This window comes from Salinimicrobium maris, assembly GCF_049680855.1.
Classification (GTDB): domain Bacteria; phylum Bacteroidota; class Bacteroidia; order Flavobacteriales; family Flavobacteriaceae; genus Salinimicrobium.
Window position 1 is genome coordinate 605,763 of sequence record NZ_JBMPGS010000001.1, and the last position, 18,671, is coordinate 624,433.

At 42.3% G+C, this 18,671-nt stretch carries 12 protein-coding genes; 5 read left to right on the forward strand and 7 right to left on the reverse strand.

Annotation, left to right across the window (positions count from 1 at the left end; all coding sequences use genetic code 11):
- Positions 1 to 59: 59 nt before the first annotated feature.
- From ACOV1Q_RS02890 to ACOV1Q_RS02900, 3 genes are all read left to right on the forward strand, one after another.
- Positions 60 to 959 carry a carbohydrate kinase family protein gene (locus ACOV1Q_RS02890; protein ID WP_424492935.1) on the forward strand — a complete coding sequence of 300 codons (900 nt, stop codon included), beginning with the start codon at positions 60 to 62 and terminating at the stop codon, positions 957 to 959.
- A gap of 176 nt (positions 960 to 1,135) precedes the next feature.
- Entirely contained in the window at positions 1,136 to 1,705 is a 570-nt protein-coding gene (locus ACOV1Q_RS02895; RefSeq protein WP_424492936.1) for a lipid-binding SYLF domain-containing protein, read from the forward strand.
- A 62-nt stretch (positions 1,706 to 1,767) separates the two neighbouring features.
- Positions 1,768 to 2,295 (forward strand): lipid-binding SYLF domain-containing protein, encoded by a 528-nt coding sequence (locus ACOV1Q_RS02900; RefSeq protein ID WP_424492937.1) that lies wholly within the window; start codon positions 1,768 to 1,770, stop codon positions 2,293 to 2,295.
- 77 nt (positions 2,296 to 2,372) lie between these two features.
- On the opposite strand, the gene ACOV1Q_RS02905 is transcribed toward ACOV1Q_RS02900, so the two are convergent.
- The 4 genes from ACOV1Q_RS02905 to ACOV1Q_RS02920 all read right to left on the reverse strand — a co-directional run bounded on the left by ACOV1Q_RS02905 (position 2,373) and on the right by ACOV1Q_RS02920 (position 8,931).
- Positions 2,373 to 3,731, reverse strand: a complete 1,359-nt coding sequence (locus ACOV1Q_RS02905) for a mercuric reductase (RefSeq protein WP_424492938.1) — start codon at positions 3,729 to 3,731, stop codon at positions 2,373 to 2,375.
- A gap of 15 nt (positions 3,732 to 3,746) precedes the next feature.
- Positions 3,747 to 4,523: an SDR family NAD(P)-dependent oxidoreductase gene (locus tag ACOV1Q_RS02910; RefSeq protein WP_424492939.1), complete on the reverse strand. Its 777-nt coding sequence runs from the start codon at positions 4,521 to 4,523 to the stop codon at positions 3,747 to 3,749.
- Between the two features lie 139 nt (positions 4,524 to 4,662).
- Complete coding sequence (locus ACOV1Q_RS02915) at positions 4,663 to 8,214, reverse strand: bifunctional metallophosphoesterase/BamA family protein (protein WP_424492940.1); 3,552 nt, start codon at positions 8,212 to 8,214, stop codon at positions 4,663 to 4,665.
- A gap of 267 nt (positions 8,215 to 8,481) precedes the next feature.
- Entirely contained in the window at positions 8,482 to 8,931 is a 450-nt protein-coding gene (locus tag ACOV1Q_RS02920; RefSeq protein ID WP_424492941.1) for a nucleoside deaminase, read from the reverse strand.
- A gap of 38 nt (positions 8,932 to 8,969) precedes the next feature.
- Here ACOV1Q_RS02920 and ACOV1Q_RS02925 point away from each other — a divergent pair, with 38 nt between their 5' ends.
- Together ACOV1Q_RS02925 and ACOV1Q_RS02930 are read left to right on the forward strand one after the other, a co-directional pair.
- The gene (locus tag ACOV1Q_RS02925; RefSeq protein WP_424493386.1) at positions 8,970 to 10,763 is read left to right on the forward strand and encodes a 1-deoxy-D-xylulose-5-phosphate synthase; all 1,794 of its coding nucleotides are present in this window, start codon (positions 8,970 to 8,972) and stop codon (positions 10,761 to 10,763) included.
- 23 nt (positions 10,764 to 10,786) lie between these two features.
- Complete coding sequence (locus ACOV1Q_RS02930) at positions 10,787 to 11,758, forward strand: DUF3078 domain-containing protein (RefSeq protein WP_424492942.1); 972 nt, start codon at positions 10,787 to 10,789, stop codon at positions 11,756 to 11,758.
- Positions 11,759 to 11,803: 45 nt separating this feature from the next.
- Here the strand turns inward: ACOV1Q_RS02930 and ACOV1Q_RS02935 are convergent, their stop codons facing one another.
- The 3 genes from ACOV1Q_RS02935 to ACOV1Q_RS02945 all read right to left on the reverse strand — a co-directional run bounded on the left by ACOV1Q_RS02935 (position 11,804) and on the right by ACOV1Q_RS02945 (position 18,630).
- The gene (locus ACOV1Q_RS02935; protein WP_424492943.1) at positions 11,804 to 14,605 is read right to left on the reverse strand and encodes a T9SS type A sorting domain-containing protein; all 2,802 of its coding nucleotides are present in this window, start codon (positions 14,603 to 14,605) and stop codon (positions 11,804 to 11,806) included.
- 60 nt (positions 14,606 to 14,665) lie between these two features.
- Positions 14,666 to 16,009, reverse strand: a complete 1,344-nt coding sequence (locus ACOV1Q_RS02940) for a deoxyguanosinetriphosphate triphosphohydrolase (RefSeq protein ID WP_424493387.1) — start codon at positions 16,007 to 16,009, stop codon at positions 14,666 to 14,668.
- A 164-nt stretch (positions 16,010 to 16,173) separates the two neighbouring features.
- Positions 16,174 to 18,630, reverse strand: a complete 2,457-nt coding sequence (locus ACOV1Q_RS02945; protein WP_424492944.1) for a ribonucleoside-diphosphate reductase subunit alpha — start codon at positions 18,628 to 18,630, stop codon at positions 16,174 to 16,176.
- Positions 18,631 to 18,671: the final 41 nt, after the last annotated feature.

The following is an 18,671-nucleotide window of genomic DNA, read 5'->3' on the forward strand; positions in this document are numbered from 1 at the left end:
AAATAAGTATCGAAAAAGGCATTTTATAATCAGTTTCTAAACCGAATCTAATCAGAAGAATGGAAAAGCAGTTAAAAGCAGTTTGTTTTGGGGAAGTACTTTTTGATGTCTTCCCAGATAAAGAAAGAATTGGCGGTGCACCTTTAAATGTGGCGTCGCGGCTTAGCAGTCTTGGAATTCAGACTGAATTGATAAGCCAAGTGGGAAAAGATGAAAAAGGCCGGCAATTACTGGATTATTTAAAAGAAAACCGGGTGGGAACGGCCTGTGTATACATTCACGATCAATTTCCCACGGGAGTGGTAAATGTAAGCCTTTCCAAAAGTGGTGGTGCAACTTATGAAATTGCATTTCCTGCCGCCTGGGATAAAATTAAGCTTCAGCATGAGCAGGTTGAAATCGTTCAGAATGCTGATGCTTTTATTTTTGGAAGTCTCGCCTGCATAGACGAAGTGAGCCGGGAAACCTTATTTTCGCTCCTGGAAAATGCGTCCTATAAAGTACTTGATTTTAACCTTCGCCCTCCTCACTACACAAAAGAATTACTACTGAAATTGCTGCAGAAAGCCGATTTTATAAAACTGAATGACGACGAACTTTATGAAATTGCCCATATGATGAATTCTCCGTACCATTCCCTGGATCAGAATCTTCTTTATATCGCCAAAAATTCTGCGGCGAAAACCATATGTGTCACCAAAGGAAGCCATGGAGCAGTTCTTTATTCAAATAGAAAACTTTTCTATAATAGCGGGTTTAAAATAACTGTGGAGGACACAGTTGGTGCCGGGGATTCTTTCCTTGCAGCACTGCTTTCCAAAATACTAAAAGGTGAAAGGGAACAGGATTCGCTGGATTATGCATGCGCTGTGGGTGCATTGGTAGCCTCCAAAAAAGGGGCGAATCCGGCGCTTGATCCACAAATGCTTGACGAATTTCTTAAGGGTACTTCTTCTTAAAATTCGCCTTGAATTTCTTTTTCAGAATAGCTTCTGAAATCATCATTTTTGAAAAAATATTCCGAAGTACAGCTGTTTCATAAAAGCTTAAGGTTTAGTGAAATAACGTGATATTAACATGTTTTGCTTTTTGTAATTATTAATTTGAAGATACTAACTAAAAAAATGCAAATGATATGAAATTTCTTTCAAGTAAGCTATACGCAGGTGTGATGAGCTTTATGTTATTCTTTATAGCAGGAAACCTTGAGGCTCAAAATGAAGATCAATTAATGGATGACCAAAAAAGAGAAGTCATAAGAAGTGATTCCAAAGATGCCTTAGAAGTATTCAAAATGAATAACCCGAAATTGGAACAAATATTAGATAATGCCGAAGGATATGCTATTTTTCCAAATGTGGGTAAAGGAGCTTACATTCTTGGGGGAGCCGCCGGTAATGGTGTGCTTTATCAAAACGGGCAGGTAGCCGGTTATTCTGAACTCAGGCAGATAGACATAGGTTTCCAGATTGGTGGTAAAGCCTTTCGGGAACTTATTGTATTCCAAACGCAGGAAGCCTTGAATAGATTTAAATCTGGTAATTTCGAATTTGAAGGCGCCGCTTCTGCAGTGATTTGGGATGAAGGAGCAACAGAGGCCCTTCAGTTTCGTGACGGAATTGGAGTAGCTATTATTCCAAAAGCCGGTGCTATGATTGGTGTTTCTGTAGGAGGACAGGAATTTAATTATCGTCCTTTAGATTAATTAATTAGAAAGCTAATCCCCGGAAATTATTTCCGGGGATTTTAATCTTTAAAGATAAAAGAATGAAAAAATATGCTTTTACTTCGATAATTCTATTGCTTCTCGCAACTACGGTAAGTTCACAGAATTCAAAACAACAGGAAATTATTAATGATGCCGAAAGAGCGCTGCAAACACTGGTGCAAAAAGATGCCGGGGTACAGCAGCTTTTAGATCAGTCTACCGGTTATGTAATTTTCCCGAATGTAAGAAAAGGAGCCTATATAGTAGGAGGAGCCTCTGGAAATGGCGCTGTTTACGAAAACGGGAAACTCATTGGAATGGCCGATCTTAAACAACTGGATGTAGGTTTGCAACTTGGCGGACAGGCTTTTATACAGGCATTGTTCTTTAAAAGCCAGGAAACTCTTGACAGGTTCAAGGAAGGGAATTTTAAACTCTCGGGGAAAGTTTCGGCGGTGGCTTTAGATAAAGGAAAAGCAGAAAGCATCCAGTTTCGCGACGGAATAGGCGTCGTTACTATGCCCAAGGCCGGGGCTATGATAGAAGTTTCTGTTGGAGGACAAAAATTCGGATTTCAGGAACTGTAGCGTTCCAAAAATAGGATTTTAATGAGGCGTTTGAAAACGCCTCTTCTTGTTAGTTCTTACGTTTTAATTAAGAAGAATTATTCCATCGGTTTCAGCTCCTGGAGCATGGTGGGAATAAGTTCGCTTACCGTTGGGTGAATGTGCACGGCGTCCCTAATCACTTCATATTTTGCGCCGGCATACATGCTGTCTATAATGAGGTGAATAAATTCATCTGCCCGCACCCCCAGGAAGGAAGCTCCCAGGATCTTTTCATTTTTCTCTTCAATGTAGATCTTCAAATGACCGTTGGTTTCTCCCATTTCTTTGGCCCTGGCTACCTTATTCATTTCCAGAAATGCCATTTTTGCCTTAAGTCTTTTTTCTTTTATCTGAGTTTCATTAAGCCCCACCCGCGCCAGCGGCGGATCAATATATGCGGCATAACAGGGAATGCGGCCGGAAAGCTTCAGTTTTTTGTCTCCAAACAGCTGGGAATTCACAATTTGAAAATCATTGTAGGAAGTGTGAGTGAAAGCTCCTTCGCCGTTGCAATCACCCAAAGCATAAATATGAGAAACATTTGTTTGTAGAACATCATTTACCTTAATATAGCCTTTTTCGTCTATTTCTACACCGGTTTTCTCCAGGCCAAGATCTTTAGTATTTGGTTTTCGGCCGGTAGCAACCAGTAAGTGTGAACCTGTAAGAACTTGATCCTCATTTAGCTGAAGTTCTATCCCGTCGTCCACTTCTTTGGCCCCGGTACAATCTGTATTAAATAAGATAGAAATTTCCTCTTTTTGAAGGATCTCTGCAATTGCTTTAGAAATGTCAGGATCTTCCTGTTTCATCAATCGGTCACCACGTTCAATGATGCTGACTTTGCTGCCAAAACGCCTGAACATTTGTGCAAATTCTAACCCCACATAACCGCCGCCAACGATCATGAGGTGCTCCGGAATTTCTTCCAGTTCCAAAATGCTCTCATTTGTCAAAAATGGCACTTTTTGAAACACTTCAGGGATGAACGGACTTGCGCCTACATTGATATATATGCTTTTTCCGGAAATGACTTCCTCATTTACTTGTACTGTTTTGGAATCCTGAAACTTGGCTTTCCCTCGAAAAAGCTGAACGTTTTCTTCTTCAGAAAAGCTCTTTTCCCAGCTTTCCCTGGAGCTATTCACCAGTTCATCCTTTCTCTTCTTAATTTTTTTCAGGTCAACTTTTACCGAACCTTTGATATCCACGCCCAGTTCGCTGCTGTGCTGCAGTTCGTAAGCCCTTCTGGCGCTGGCGACATAGGCTTTTGTAGGAGTGCAACCGGTATTTACACAGGTGCCTCCCAAATGAGATTTTTCAATAATGGCTACTTTCTTACCATTTTTAGCAAGGCTCATAGCTAAAGGCGGCCCTGCCTGGCCGGTACCAATAATGATAGCATCATATTCCATGTATAGAAAATTTTTTTAGGCTCCCTGGCCCACATTCTGCATTAATCCGCCGTCCATGACGTAGGTGGAACCTGTAACATAATCTGAATCTGCCGAGGCAAGAAACACTGCCAGTAAACCTATTTCTTCGGGAGTTCCCGCACGTTTTAACGGGATATGAGAAGCTTTTTCCTTTCTCACTTCTTTGTCGTCCTGTGCTTCCTGGTTGAATGGCGTGAGGATCATTCCCGGCGCAATATTGTTGACGTTGATCTGGTATTCTGCAAGTTCCAGAGCAAGGGTGCGTGTTAACATTCTTATGGCGCCTTTGGTAGAACAGTAATCGCCTGTTCCCGGTGCCGCAATATCTTCATGCACAGAAGAAACGTTGATGATCTTTCCTTTTCCGCCTTTTTCCTTCCGAAGATTTATAAACCTTCTTACGCAGAAAAAATATCCGTAGAGATTGGTTTTTATGGCCTTGTCCCATTTTTCTGTAGGAAGATCTTCAATACGAATTCCCTGGCCGTTTATGGCAGCATTGTTCACGAGAATGTCCACCGTTCCGAATTCCTCCACCGCCCGGTCAAACATTTTTTCCACATTTTCTTCTTCTGAAACATCAAGTTGCACTATCAATCCTTTTTGTCCTGCCTGCTGTACCTGTTGTAGAGTTTCTTCGGCACCTTCTTTATCTGAATGATAAGTAATGACGATGTTAGCGCCTTCTTTTGCGAATGCAATGGCCGCAGCCTGTCCTATCCCGGAATCTGATCCCGTGATCAATGCCGTTTTGTTGTCTAATTTGCCCATTTTTCCTACTTAATTTTCTGATTCTATGAGCCTAAGAAGCTAGCAACTATTCATGAATTTCGCTGTTAATGAAAAGATAATAAAGTAGGCACAGTTTGTAGAACCCACTCAACTAAGCATCGCAAAATGGCATTTTGCGCTAGTATTTAAAATTAAGTGCGAATGTAAGTCGGGTGCCGTCTTCGCCATTATAAAGACCTACCTGGCCGGTAACTGCATACATGGCATTGATCCAAAAGGAACCGCCGTAATTGTGGTGCCAGCGATTTGAAGTATCTAATTCGCTCCAAACCCGGCCATAATCAAAACCTGCGCTCACGCCAAGAATGATTGGGATGAATTCGTTTTCCACCAGTGCAAATGCGCTACGCACATCGGTGCTGTGATAGAAAGCCTGCTTGCCGTTAAAGCGATGGTTACGGTAGCCGCGCAAATTTTCGTTACCGCCTATAGTGGCTGCGTGATAAAATTCATAGTCATCACCGAATATAGCCTCTCCGCCAATTTTTGAAGCTATTACTGCAAATCCGCTGGGGATTAGTGGGTAGTCAAATGAAAAAGAAGATTCCACATAGCCGAATTTATTGTGATGTTCGTCAATATTCCGCTTGTAACCGGTGGTGGCGTCAAATTCCATTCCCAGGCTGGGGTAGGAGGAATTGTTCTTATTAAGAAAGTTATAATTCACCTCGGCCCCGGCGTAAAGCTGGTTGTCAAAAATGTCATTTTCAGAAGAGAAAACCTGCTCAATAAAATCATCCTGATTGGAACTAACTTCTTTGGCTTCGATCATAGGTTTAAGATAAAAACTGCTTCCTGCTTTGTTGTGCCAAATAAGGGAAGGTGCGAGCCGCCACTGCTGAAGTTTTACCCGGTTGTAATCTTTTTCAACCGCATCACGGTCATAGGTCGTATTATTTCCGGTTCCAAAGTAATTCAGAAAATAATTGGGACTGGTGTAACGTCCTTCAATACCAAAGTTCCAGTTGTAGAAAACATGCGCAAATTCCGCCGAATAATCAAGCTCGTATCCATTGGTAGAGAAATAATAATTGGCTCCCGCACGATGCTGCGTGGTAAAGGGATTCCTCTTGATGCCATAAGTGGTGAAGACGTTTCTTAACCCCATGGAAAAACCTGCATCGGGAACAAAATCTACGTAGGGCAAAATTTTATTTTCCTGGTATTTTCTCTTTTCATAATCAAAACGGTTGATGTCATAGGAATCTACCAGAAGTTTGTTACTTCGGGAATTGGTGATCGTACTTTTGGTGCTTTTGTAATCGTAGAGCTTAATTTTCTTCGGATTACTGAAGTCATACAAATCCTCTCCCGGACCACCAAGTACTTTAATCTTTACCAGGTCTTCTCCTTCCCCGGAAGTGATAAATTTGTCTTCTCCTGAAAGTCCATAAAGCCAGATCTCATCAGTCTCATCTTCATCATATTGCCGGCTGAAGATTTCTTCTCCTTCGGTCGTAATTCGCAAGCTCGTTTTACCGGCAGCGCTTCGTGTGATCTCAAAAACATCATCTTCATCGGTTCCAATGACTACGTCGAATTCGTTGAGGTATTCATAATATGCCTCTGCGGTTTCCAAAAGGTGATCCCGGCGGTATTTTAAAGTCGATTTAATGTTTTCAATATTTTGACCTTTAATTTCATCAGGCAGTTCAGCAAAAGAAGATTCAATTACTTCATCAGTAAGATTTCGTTGTAAATATTCAACCTGCCCTTTCCAGTCTTCCCAGGTTGCGGTTCGAATAAAACTCTGGTCTAAAGGATACCCGCTCCAGTTAAACCTTTTCAGGTTTTTAATGTTCTTCTTGTACGACTGCATTTTTCGCAGGTTGGGCATGGATAATTTTACCAGTGCGATAAGTGCACCGTCATATTTTGAAAAAGCCTGGTCACGGTCACGTGCAATGGGATAATATACTTCGTTCCCATTTTCCTGTTCGAACATAGACCAGCGCCACTGGTCCTGGTGACGGTCCCAATCGCCTACCATCATATCAAAAAGTCTCGCTTTTATATATGCCTTTTCGTCAACGCGTGCATCCTTGTCTTCTCTTATTTCAAGCAGCATGTCTTTTGTGCTAATAATATCATCTGGTTTTCCGAAGGACGCAACATTTTTATTTTCATCACCTACGTGCGGTTCGAGCATGTACAGTTCATCACCATAATCGAGGTTGTGTATCCCCAAGCTTTCCTGTTTTTGGATATAGTAGATCTGTGGTTTTACATGATAAAGATCAATTTCGTCTGACAGGGGTGAAATGGCAAAAGGAGCATAAGGATGTGCCGTGGTATAAAAATCTGCAAGAGATCGTTCTATGGTAGTGTTCTCCAGGAAATCACCAATATAATTCTCTTTTGCCACGTTCGCCTGCAGAAACCTTATGGGGCTCTTTCTTAATGCCCTGATGGTATACTCATGATCGTTTTCCCCAATAAACCGAAGGGAACGAGATTGCTGGCCTCCGCCTTCTTTAAGGGGGCGAAGGTTCCCTGCAATTGTATCAATATTAAGAACAGGAGCTTCAATTTGAGTGCTGTAAAGATCGCGGTAGTTATTACCCCAAATCCATTTATGCAGGCCACTTTTATTTGTTTCTTCAGGGGTGTAGATCGAAGATAATTTGGTGGGGCCTATCTTTTCAGGCTCAAAGGAAATGTCTTCCAGTCGTGGTCTTTGGCGTTCAATACTTTTACTGAAGAGCAGGCTGGTTCCATTTGGATTCACTTCAAAAAATGACACTTTTGATTTTCCGTCTTTGAAAACTTCCAGCTTTGCAAATCCTGCTTTGTCCGATGCGAATTCAGCATCTCCACTGGCTCTCGCGCCAAGAGTTTCCGCAGCTGCGCCACTAATGATCTGTGCGTTGCGGTCATTGTTTAAGAACTGAAGATTGGGGTGATTTCCCGAAACAAAAATTACGTCGTCATATAGGCTAGCGAGCGTTTCAAGGCGTTTCCGCAGACTTTTTAATTGAGTATGCTGAAAGGATTGCGGGGTAAATCCGCCAATTTTATCTACAAATCCTGTGCTGCTGTTGCTTAGAACAGGATGGTGAATGGCGACGATTTTGGTTTTTCCGAAGTTGTCTTTGAGATCGTCTTTGAATTGAATAAAAAGTTCTTCGCGGTCCCTTATTTCGCACTCTACATTCATTTGTGGGTGATCGTCCCAGTTTTCCAGGAACCATTGAGAATCTACCGTGATCAAAACGATTTCATCATTGATCTCTTCACTTTCGAGCGGGCAACCGTCATTTGGCCAAAAATAGGAATTGCTGTTGTCCTGTAGAAAAGATTCCAGGTCATCAATACTTTGGGGCGCTGCTTTATTCCATTCAAAAACTCCGGGAGTAAAAATTGTCTTTCCGTTGAAGTTTTTGATTTGTTCCAGGAGGTTTTTTCGAAGATATTCCTTTGCAGCTTCTCGTGCTTCCTCACCTGCAGGAAAACCATCTTTAGTGGTGCTGTTGCCGACTAATATAAGGCTTGCAGCAGTATCGTTTTGGGAGGCTTCACTTATGGCTTTTAAAACTGCTTCGGAATTGTTCTTTTTAGAAACTCCGGTATTTGCGGAAATGTAGAACGTATGCGAAACTTGCTCCTGGGAAAATGCGGGGCAGCAGAGAAGGAAAACTACTATTAAAAAACAGGTTTTTAGCGGTTGCATAAATTTGAAACGGTCCAAGTTAGGGGTAAATGTGATTCTTTTTATATGAATGAAATTTGATTAAGTCTCAAGTTCAAAAAAAATGAAGAGCTGGAGAGAATTTTTAACTGATTATAACATTTTACAGATGTTTTTGTGCTATTTTTAGTTAATAACCAGGCACGATTTTCTTATTTTAAAAGGTTAAAGAAGAGAGAAGCAATAGGTGATTTCTTGGATAAAAACCGATCTCAGAATGCTCTTTTTGAATATTCAGGTAAGGAGATTTTAATTGAGATTTCGTCTTTCAATGAAGAATTTTTTTAAAAGAGCCGAAGCTTCTTCAGCCATGATTCCAGAAGCTACCGCAGTTTTTGGATGCAGTTTCCCGCCCATTTTTCTAAAGCCGCGTTCATGATCTGTGGCGGCGAAAACGACCTTTGAAAGTTGGCTCCAGTACAAGGCTCCCGCGCACATTTGGCAGGGCTCCAGCGTGATATACATCGTGCAGCCTTTTAAGTATTTTCCGCCGAGAAAATTTGCGGCGGATGTGATGGCCTGCATCTCGGCGTGGGCCGTGACGTCGTTCAAAAGTTCGGTGAGGTTATGGCTTCGGGCAATGATCTGCTGGTCAATGACCACTACCACACCTACAGGAATTTCACCTTTTTCGTAAGCACGTTCCGCCTCCTCAAGGGCTTTTCGCATAAAATAACTGTCGTCAAAAATCATTTGCATATTCAAAAATACGATTTCAAAATGTACCTTTGCTTCTTGTGGTAAAAAGTATCTTAAATAGCATCAATTCACCTGCAGATCTGCGTCAACTTCCCCCGGAAAAATTAACGGAAGTTGCTGCTGCGCTGCGCGAATTCATCATTGATATTGTTGCTACCAAAGAAGGACATTTGGGAGCCAGTCTTGGGGTAGTTGAACTCACTATTGCTTTACATTACGTTTTTGATACTCCTGAAGATGATCTTGTTTGGGATGTGGGGCACCAGGCCTACGGCCACAAGATCCTTACCGGCCGGCGTGACGTTTTTCATACCAACCGGCAACTCAACGGCATTAGCGGGTTTCCCAAAAGAAGCGAAAGTAGATATGATACCTTTGGAGTTGGGCATAGCTCTACGGCGATTTCGGCTGCTTTGGGAATGGCCATTGCTTCAAAACTTTCAGGAGAAATGGAACGACAGCATATCGCTGTGGTGGGAGATGCCTCCATCGCCAGCGGGATGGCTTTTGAAGGCCTCAATCACGCCGGTGTAACAGATGTGAATCTATTGGTTGTTTTAAACGATAATGCCATTGGAATTGATCCCAGTGTGGGAGCACTAAAGCAATATTTTGCAAAGGCTAAAGTAGGTCATAAGCCCCGGCAGATGAATATGATCGAGGCGTTGAATTTTCAATATCACGGTCCGGTGGACGGGCACAACCTGCCTGCCGTAGTGGAAGCGCTGGAACGATTGAAAAAACTAAAGGGTCCTAAATTCCTTCATGTAATCACTACCAAAGGGAAAGGACTAAAGAAAGCCGAAGAAGACCAGGTGAAATACCACGCACCAGGAAAATTTGATCGCAGCACGGGAGAGATCTTAGCAAAAGATTCTAATGGATTGCCGCCCAAATACCAGGATGTTTTTGGACTCACCTTACTGGAGCTAGCGCGAAAAAATGATAAAATAGCAGGAATTACCCCGGCAATGCCTACAGGAAGTTCGTTGCGATATATGATGGAAGAATTTCCCGAAAGGGCCTTCGATGTTGGGATTGCAGAGCAGCATGCTGTTACTCTTGCTGCAGGAATGGCGACGAGAGGTTCTATTGTATTCTGTAACATTTATTCAACTTTCCTGCAAAGAGCGTACGACCAGGTAATACATGATGTTGCACTGCAGAATTTACCGCTCATCTTTTGCCTTGACAGGGCCGGACTCGTAGGAGAAGATGGGGCTACACACCATGGGGTTTTTGACCTGGCTTATTTGAGATGCGTTCCAAACATGCTTATTTTTGCACCAATAGACGAAATTGAACTGCGGAATATCCTTTACACAGCACAACTAGAATTAGAAAATCCGCTGGCGATAAGATATCCAAGAGGAAGAGGTGTTACGGTAGACTGGCAGCAGCCGTTCGAAAAAGTGGCAATCAGGAAAGGCAAATGTCTAAGAAAGGGATCAGAAATTGCCATTTTAAGCACCGGTCATATAGGAAATAACGTAAAGGCGGCCTTGAAAATTTTTCCGGAAAGGGAAAAGGTTTCACACTATCATTTCGGTTTTGTCAAACCTTTGGATGAAGAACTTCTGAATGATATCTTTCAGAAATACGAAAGCATCGTGACTATAGAAGATGGCGTGGTTACAGGAGGATTTGGATCTGCCGTCCTGGAATTTTCAGCAAAGCACGGAAAGCAGATTCCGGTAAAGTTAATGGGAATCCCCGATGAGTTCATTGAACACGGAAATATAAAAGAATTACAAGAAATTGCTGAAATTGGCGTTGAAGACATAGTGAAGACCTTGAAATTTCAGTTAAACCAAATATCAAGAAGAGACTAAAAACCAATTTTCAAAGACCCTGCATGCTTGTTCGTTACCTTCCTTTTGTCTTATTTTTTCTTTCTGTAAAGCTTTTTGGAGCCACTGCCACCGATACTATTTCTGTAGATACCACAATGGTGGTAAAGGAAAAGGTCCAGTACTGGGCGAAGGTGAATAAAGTGGGGCTAGATTTGAGTGAAGTTGCCTTTGTAAACTGGAGTGCCGGTGGGAATAATTCATTTTCGGCCTTATTACATGCAGCCTTAGGAAGAAAATATCAAAAGAAACTACTTAACTGGAACACCACCCTGGGAATAAAATACGGTGTAAATGCCCAGGAGGGACGGGAACTGAGAAAAACGGAAGACCAGCTGGAGATCAATTCTAATTTTGGATACAGGCGAGATTCGGTTTCAAATTGGTACTACTCGGCAAAATTTAACTTTAGCACTCAATTTACTTACGGTTATCGTTATCCCAACACGAGCAATCCAATTTCTAAATTTATGGCGCCAGGCTACGCTTTCCTTGGGGTTGGGACAGAATTCTCTCATCCTACAGAGAATTTTACAGCATATATTTCACCGGTGACCGAAAAATCTACTTTTGTACTGGACCAAAGACTGGCAAATGAAGGAATGTTTGGAGTTCAAAAAGCCGTGCGGGATGAAGAAGGAAACATTATTGAGGAAGGGGAAAAAATACGGACAGAATTCGGGTTTTTGCTAAGCAGCAGTTTTGCCAAGGAAGTTTTCGAGAACGTAGGAGTTGAGAACCAAATAAGACTATATTCAGATTATTTAAATAAATTCGGAAATATTGATGTAGACTGGGAGCTAAACGTGAACTTAAAGGTCAATGATCACGTACGAGCCAATGTTGGATCCCATCTTAGATATGATGATGATGTAAAATTCAAGGAGGACGTTAATGGCGATGGAGAACTTGAAACCGGCGGTCCCAGGGTTCAGTTTAAACAATTACTGGGAATTGGGCTGATCTATAACTTTTAGCAGAAATGCCCTTTTTGGAGCTTTAGATTCTTATCTTTTTATTTCCTACTGCACTATTATTTTCTGGGTTACCGATTTATTTGAATTATCCAGCCTCACAAGGTAAATTCCGGGTCTTAAAAAGCCAAGATCGAGTTGAGTGGGTATAGTTTCAGTAAGATCGTAATTAAAGGTAGCCATACGTTGCCCAATAGTGCTATAAACATCTATACGTGTTTCATTCCAGTTTTGTCCTGAAACAATGCTGAAATCTCCCTTAGAAACTGTTGGAATTATAAGGATTTCATCTTCTTTAAGTGGAACCTCCTCAGGAATTTCCGGTGCTTCTCCCCCCGTAAACTTCCCCGAAAACAATCCCCTTCCGTAAGAGGCTGCAAATATGGTATTATCACCGGTTCTAAGGTCCAGATCGGTTACTTTTACGTCGCTCATTCCGTTATATGCCTGCTCCCAGTTTGGGCTGCTGTCGGTGAAATTGTTGGTTACCCAAATTCCCAGTTCTGTTCCCACAATAACTTCTTCAGGATTAAGGGGGTTATTCAGAATGGTGAGCACAGGAAGATCGGGCAGGTTTCCTTCTTTGTTGACCCAGGTTGGATTTTCGGCCATAGCATTTTCGGTATACCAGATATTTTCCACACCGTAGTTATAAAAGGTCACGAAAACCTCATTTTCGGAAATCCCGTACCGGATATCAGAAATACTTCCTATAAAACCATTTCCGGTAATGTCGGTCCACACAGCAGCGTCAGGATTTTCATGCGCGTTTTCTATACGTAGCAAACGGCCAGTAACAAGTCCGGCGAGTAGCTTAGATTCTGAAGTAGTATATGGCGATACTTCCAATGCAGAGATGGCGGCATCCAATAAGTCATTTTTCAGGGATTCCCTGGGAGCTACGATGTCTTCATCGCGGCTGGAAGGTGGTAAATTCGCTATGTTGTCATAGCGATACAGAATGCCTTCAGGTCCATTTGAGTAGAGTTTGTCGAGATTGGAATCCAATGCCTGCGGATTAATGAAGAAGCCGTCATTATCCTCATTATCTGCAATGAATTTCCAGGCTTCTTCTTCATAATCGTAAGCAACAATAAGATTGTTGTAGACGAGATTGGCAATGAAATATTCAGTGTCCACCTGGTCGAAGAAAGCATGAGCGCCGTCACCACCCAAAACTCCAATAGAAATGGGATCTCCATTTTCAATTAATAAAGTACCATTGTCCTGCGTACCACCAAGAAAATAATCGCCGGTTGCAAAGGTGGTGGGAGCGGCTGCGACAGAATAAAATTGGGTGGTGATATAATCTCTTTCGGGAGTTATAAAAACTTCTGAAGTGGAAGCTAATGAAAGATTACTAGCATATGAAACACCACCGTCATGGCCAAATATTGCCTGGTTTGTATTCCCGGGCCTGAATTGCATAACGTGATGATCTGCATGTACAAGGGAAACCGGTAAATCCTGCAGATTGTTATTATTTGCCCATTTGGAGATTTGTTCCCAGTCATTTCCACCGTTTACAGATCTAAAAAGGTCGATGCCGCCCAAGTATACAATGTCATCATCTTCCGGATCTGATTGGATCATGAGGTTATAAAAAGCCTGGTTTCTGGCAAAATCATCCGGTGGAATACTATTATCTGCATCGTTGGGTTCATTCAGTTTTTCAATGGAGCTGAAGGCATTCCTGGTGATGAATAATTCTGCCTCATTATTGTCGGCTTCTGCCAGAATGTAAAATTTTTCGGGATTCGTGGCCGAGGCTTCGATCTCCGTCCGCATTACATCAGGAATATTATTGATCTGGGAAAATTGGGTGTTCTCTCCTTTTTCTCTTTTGAAGATCTTTCCGCCGCCATCTTCTTCACCGGCACCGGGAGAATTGGTAGTTGCCACCCACAGGTTGCCATTCGCATCTACCTCAAAATCATTAAAAGAATCTCCGTCAATAATCCTGTTCCACGAAATCCCGTCATCGGTGCTTTGGTACAGCCCTTTATCGAAAAAGCCCATAAAGTTGGTAGGATTGGCCGCGTTTGAATAAATATGTGTCGTGACGCCTATAAATAATTCTGTAGAGGTGCCATTATCCCAAGCGACAATGTCATTGATAAAGTGGATTCCACCAACAACTATCTGGCTGTTTCCAACCTGGTTCGTAGCGTAATCCTCCACATCCAGTACTTTATTCCACGTATTTCCCCCATCTGTGGTTTTGTAAACTCCTGTTCCCATGACGTCTCCGGCCGTGTATTGTTCACCGGTTCCCACGTACCAGGTGTTGGAATCTCGTGGGTCTACGGTGATACAGGAAATATTGAGGTTCGCAGAAAGTCCATCGACTCTTCGCCATGGAGAAGTTGCAGAAGTGATGTTCTCATTTACCCAAAGTCCGCCGCTAATGGCACCTGCAAATACCCTTTGTCCAGCTTCGTCATTAGGATCAAAAAGCAGGACGCGCGTTCTTCCGCCCACATTGGTAGGGCCTCTTTCTACCCAAGGATTGTCGCCATCTTCACCCGGCGCTTTAAACGCACGTTTTGCTAGAAGTTCCTTCTGAAGTTCCTGAATTTTATAAGGCTCTGGATATCCCAGGGCAGGATTCATGGTTAAATAAGCAAGCTGCTCGTAATTTTCATTTGGCGGAAGACCTTTTTTGATCTTTTCTTTTCTGGAAAGTGCGGTATTTCTTTTTGACGGTTTTTTATCCTGAAGAAAATCTCGATGCTTATGACGCAGTTCAGCTACTTTTGTTGAAACACCCTTTTCATTTCCAAATTGAAAGATGAAAAAAATAAGAGTTGCAAGGAACAGGAGAACAGGAAAGAAAATTCTTTTTTTCATCGAAAATTTTAAAGGAAATGAATAGTAATCCCTGCAAAATAGGCTTTTTTAAGCACTTTCTTAAATTCTGAGGCCCTTGAACTTTTTAAAGGAACTTACAATGTTACTGTCTGTGAGAGAGGAAACGTAAGAGCATATATTAATAAGTTTTCCATAGGTGGAAAGATTTTCGAACTCTGTGACATTCGGAATTAATTTTAAAACCAGTTTGTCAAAAGTAGATTCTCCTTCATCTTCCTGAGGTAGCAATGCTTTTGAATAAGTATCCAGCAGGTGTGACAGCATTTGATACCCGGCAATTTCCTTACTTATAACTTCTTCACTTTCATAGATATTTTCAACGCTAATCTTAATGATATCGGTAATTTGAGCTTCATACCTGCTTTTGTCAAAAAGCGCTTCATGGAAATCTCCTGCAAGAATAGCATCTTCATTTTTCAGGAAAATTTCAACAGCTTCGGTAATGAGGGTGTTAATAGCAAGTGCCCGTAAGTAGCTCAACCTGTCGGCGCGGGTTTTCAGGCTGTGGTATTTAGCGGTATTGATGGTATCTTTAACGAGTTTGATCAGGTATTCCAGGGCATATTCTTCATCAATGAGGCCGAGATTAATTCCGTCTTCAAAATCTATAATGGTATAGCAAATATCATCTGCAGCTTCCACGAGGAACGCCAGCGGATGTCGTGAAAAGCTCTTGTTCTTTCCTGTTGCCGTGGAAATGAGTCCCAGTTCATCTGCTACCTCTTCAAAAAAGGCTTTTTCGCTCTGGAATATTCCGAATTTTTTATCTGCAATGCGATTGCTGGGTTTATGCGGGAGCGACTCCTTCGGGTATTTCATAAATGCGCCAAGAGTGGCGTAAGAAAGCCTTATTCCGCCGGGAATTCCCGGTCTGTCCTGCGTAAGGATCTTAAAACCATTAGCGTTTCCTTCAAATTTTATAAGATCCTGATATTCCTCTGCAGACAATTGTTCTTTAAAACGTTTCCCCTTGCCATTGCTGAAGTAAGCTCCAATCGCTTTTTCTCCGGAATGCCCAAACGGCGGATTCCCAATGTCGTGAGCCAAAGCGGCCGCTGCCACAATTGCTCCAAAATCGTTCATTTGGTAGCCATGAATGGTTTTAAGATGCGGATGCTTTTCCAGGATCTTTTGTCCTGCCAGTCTTCCAAGCGATCTTCCTACGACTGAAACTTCCAGGCTGTGGGTAAGTCTCGTGTGAACAAAATCTGTTTTTGAAAGTGGAATGACCTGGGTCTTATCCTGCAGACTTCTAAAAGCCGAAGAGAAAATGATCCTGTCATAATCTACTTCAAAACCTAATCTCGTTTCATTTTGCTCTTTTCGAAGTCTTTTGTTTGTGTCTCCCGCCCTTCTAAGAGAGAGGAGTTGTTCCCAGTTCATCATGGCAGTCGTCTAAAAATAAATTGTGCTGAAAATGCCCTTTTTGGAGTTTCAGTTGAGGTTCAAAAATAGCAAAAAAGGGAAGTTAGCCACGGCTTACTTCCCTTTTCTTTTGGTTCTCCTATAAACTGTTCGATATTTACTATTGAGATCTAACTTTAGGTTTAACTTCCGCACATCAAACAGTCATCGCCTTCAGATTCTTTAGATTGGGCGATCAATGCGCGCAATTCATCCGGAGAGAGACTTCCTTCCTCAGAAACAGTTACCGGTTTTTCTTCTGAAGCCTTCATGGTTTCTGCGGCTCTTTGAGGTGCAGCGCTTTGCTCCTGCGGAACGTCCTGTTTTTTTGTCTCTTTTGAAAGTGTGAATTTTATGGCATCTACAGCCGACTTTGTTCTTAAATAATACATTCCTGTTTTGAGTCCGCTTTTCCAGGCGTAGAAGTGCATGGAGGTTAATTTTCCGAAGTTGGCATTTTCCATGAACAGGTTGAGCGACTGCGACTGGTCGATGAAATAGCCGCGGTGGCGGGACATATCAATGATATCTTTCATGCTCAACTCCCAAACGGTTTTGTATAATTCTTTAAGATCATCGGGAATTACGTCAATATTCTGAACCGAACCGTTAGAACGCATAATGGCATTCTTCACATCATCGTTCCAAAGATTTCGCGCTACCAGGTCTTCCAGTAAATGCTTGTTCACGACAATAAATTCTCCGGAAAGTACCCTTCGGGTGTAGATGTTTGAAGTGTAAGGTTCAAAAGCTTCGTTATTCCCCAGAATTTGCGAAGTGGAGGCGGTTGGCATTGGTGCTACTAAAAGTGAGTTTCTAACGCCATTTTTGAGTACCTCTTTCCGAAGTTTTTCCCAATTCCATCTTCCGCTAAGATCGTCGTCATTCAATCCCCATAGGTTGTATTGAAATTTTCCCTGGCTTATTGGAGAGCCTTCATAAGTGGAATAAGGTCCTTCTTCTTTTGCCATTTCCATAGAGGCGGTAACCGCCGCAAAATATAATGTTTCAAAGATTTCCTGATTCAGCTTCTTGGCTTCATCGCTGGTAAACGGAAGCCGCAGTTTTATAAAAGTATCTGCAAGCCCCTGTACGCCCAGTCCCACAGGGCGGTGCCTGAAGTTTGAATTTTCGGCCTCCTTGACCGGGTAATAATTCCTGTCGATCACCTTGTTGAGGTTCTTGGTCACTCGTTTTGTGATCTTGAAAAGCTCTTTATGGTCAAATTCATTTCCTTTGATGAACATTGGCAGGGCAATAGAAGCAAGGTTGCAAACAGCCACCTCATCTTCGCTGGTGTATTCCAGAATTTCGGTACAAAGGTTTGAAGAACGAATTGTTCCCAAATTCTGCTGATTCGATTTGCGGTTAGCCGAATCTTTGTACAGCATATAAGGCGTTCCGGTTTCAATTTGAGATTCCAGGATCTTTTCCCAAAGCTCCCGCGCCTTGATCGTCTTACGGCCTTTTTTCTCAGCTTCGTATTGCAGATATAATTTTTCAAATTCTTCGCCGTGACGATTGTAAAGATCTGGGCATTCATTTGGACACATAAGCGTCCAGTGAGCATCTTCTTCGACTCTTTTCATAAAAAGATCTGGCACCCACATTGCGTAGAAGAGGTCACGGGCGCGCATTTCTTCTTTTCCATGGTTCTTCTTAAGATCAAGGAAATCAAAGATATCTGCGTGCCATGGCTCTACGTACATGGCAAAAGAACCTTTTCTTTTTCCGCCGCCCTGGTCTACATACCTGGCGGTGTCGTTGAAGACGCGGAGCATGGGAACAATTCCATTGGAGGTGCCGTTCGTGCCCGAAATATAAGAACCGGTGGCTCTAACGTTGTGAATAGAAAGGCCAATTCCCCCTGCCGATTGTGAAATTTTTGCGGTTTGTTTCAGGGTGTCGTAAATGCCGTCAATACTGTCGTCTTTCATAGTTAACAAGAAGCAGGACGACATTTGTGGTTTTGGTGTTCCCGAATTGAACAGCGTAGGAGTGGCGTGCGTGAAATATTTTTTTGACATAAGCTCATAGGTTTCTATGGCTGCGTCAAGATTATTAAGATGAATTCCTATGGAAACCCGCATCAACATGTGTTGCGGCCTTTCGGCAATTCTTCCATTCAGCTTGAGGAGATAAGAACGCTCCAGGGTTTTAAATCCGAAGTAATCGTACTGGAAATCGCGATTGTATATAATAAGCGAATCCAGTTTCTCTTTATTATTCTGAACAACTTCATACACATCATCGGCCAGAAGAGGTGCTTTCTTTCCTGTGCGCGGATTCACATATTCATATAAATCTGTCATCACTTCAGAAAAAGTCTTTTTCGTGTTCTTGTGAAGATTTGAAACCGAGATTCTCGCGGCGAGCTTGGCATAATCGGGATGTGCCGTGGTCATGGTTGCGGCGATTTCTGCGGCAAGATTATCGAGTTCGCTGGTGGTAACCCCATCATATAAACCTTCAATTACCCGCATCGCGACCTTTACCGGATCGACGAGATCGTTCAATCCATAACAAAGTTTTCTTACTCTGGCCGTGATCTTGTCAAACATAATCGGCTCTTTGCGGCCATCTCGTTTCTCTACATACATAATTATTGGTTTTAATTCAGGTACTTGAAATTTTACAATAA

Excerpts from the sequence above, each read along its gene's own strand:
- ACOV1Q_RS02935 (WP_424492943.1), bottom strand. The coding sequence starts at position 14,605 with ATGAAAAAAAGAATTTTCTTTCCTGTTCTCCTGTTCCTTGCAACTCTT.
- ACOV1Q_RS02945 (WP_424492944.1), bottom strand. The coding sequence starts at position 18,630 with ATGTATGTAGAGAAACGAGATGGCCGCAAAGAGCCGATTATGTTTGAC.
- ACOV1Q_RS02940 (WP_424493387.1), bottom strand. The coding sequence starts at position 16,009 with ATGAACTGGGAACAACTCCTCTCTCTTAGAAGGGCGGGAGACACAAAC.
- ACOV1Q_RS02910 (WP_424492939.1), bottom strand. The coding sequence starts at position 4,523 with ATGGGCAAATTAGACAACAAAACGGCATTGATCACGGGATCAGATTCC.
- ACOV1Q_RS02915 (WP_424492940.1), bottom strand. The coding sequence starts at position 8,214 with ATGCAACCGCTAAAAACCTGTTTTTTAATAGTAGTTTTCCTTCTCTGC.
- ACOV1Q_RS02930 (WP_424492942.1), top strand. The coding sequence starts at position 10,787 with ATGCTTGTTCGTTACCTTCCTTTTGTCTTATTTTTTCTTTCTGTAAAG.
- ACOV1Q_RS02900 (WP_424492937.1), top strand. The coding sequence starts at position 1,768 with ATGAAAAAATATGCTTTTACTTCGATAATTCTATTGCTTCTCGCAACT.
- ACOV1Q_RS02890 (WP_424492935.1), top strand. The coding sequence starts at position 60 with ATGGAAAAGCAGTTAAAAGCAGTTTGTTTTGGGGAAGTACTTTTTGAT.
- ACOV1Q_RS02920 (WP_424492941.1), bottom strand. The coding sequence starts at position 8,931 with ATGCAAATGATTTTTGACGACAGTTATTTTATGCGAAAAGCCCTTGAG.
- ACOV1Q_RS02895 (WP_424492936.1), top strand. The coding sequence starts at position 1,136 with ATGAAATTTCTTTCAAGTAAGCTATACGCAGGTGTGATGAGCTTTATG.
- ACOV1Q_RS02905 (WP_424492938.1), bottom strand. The coding sequence starts at position 3,731 with ATGGAATATGATGCTATCATTATTGGTACCGGCCAGGCAGGGCCGCCT.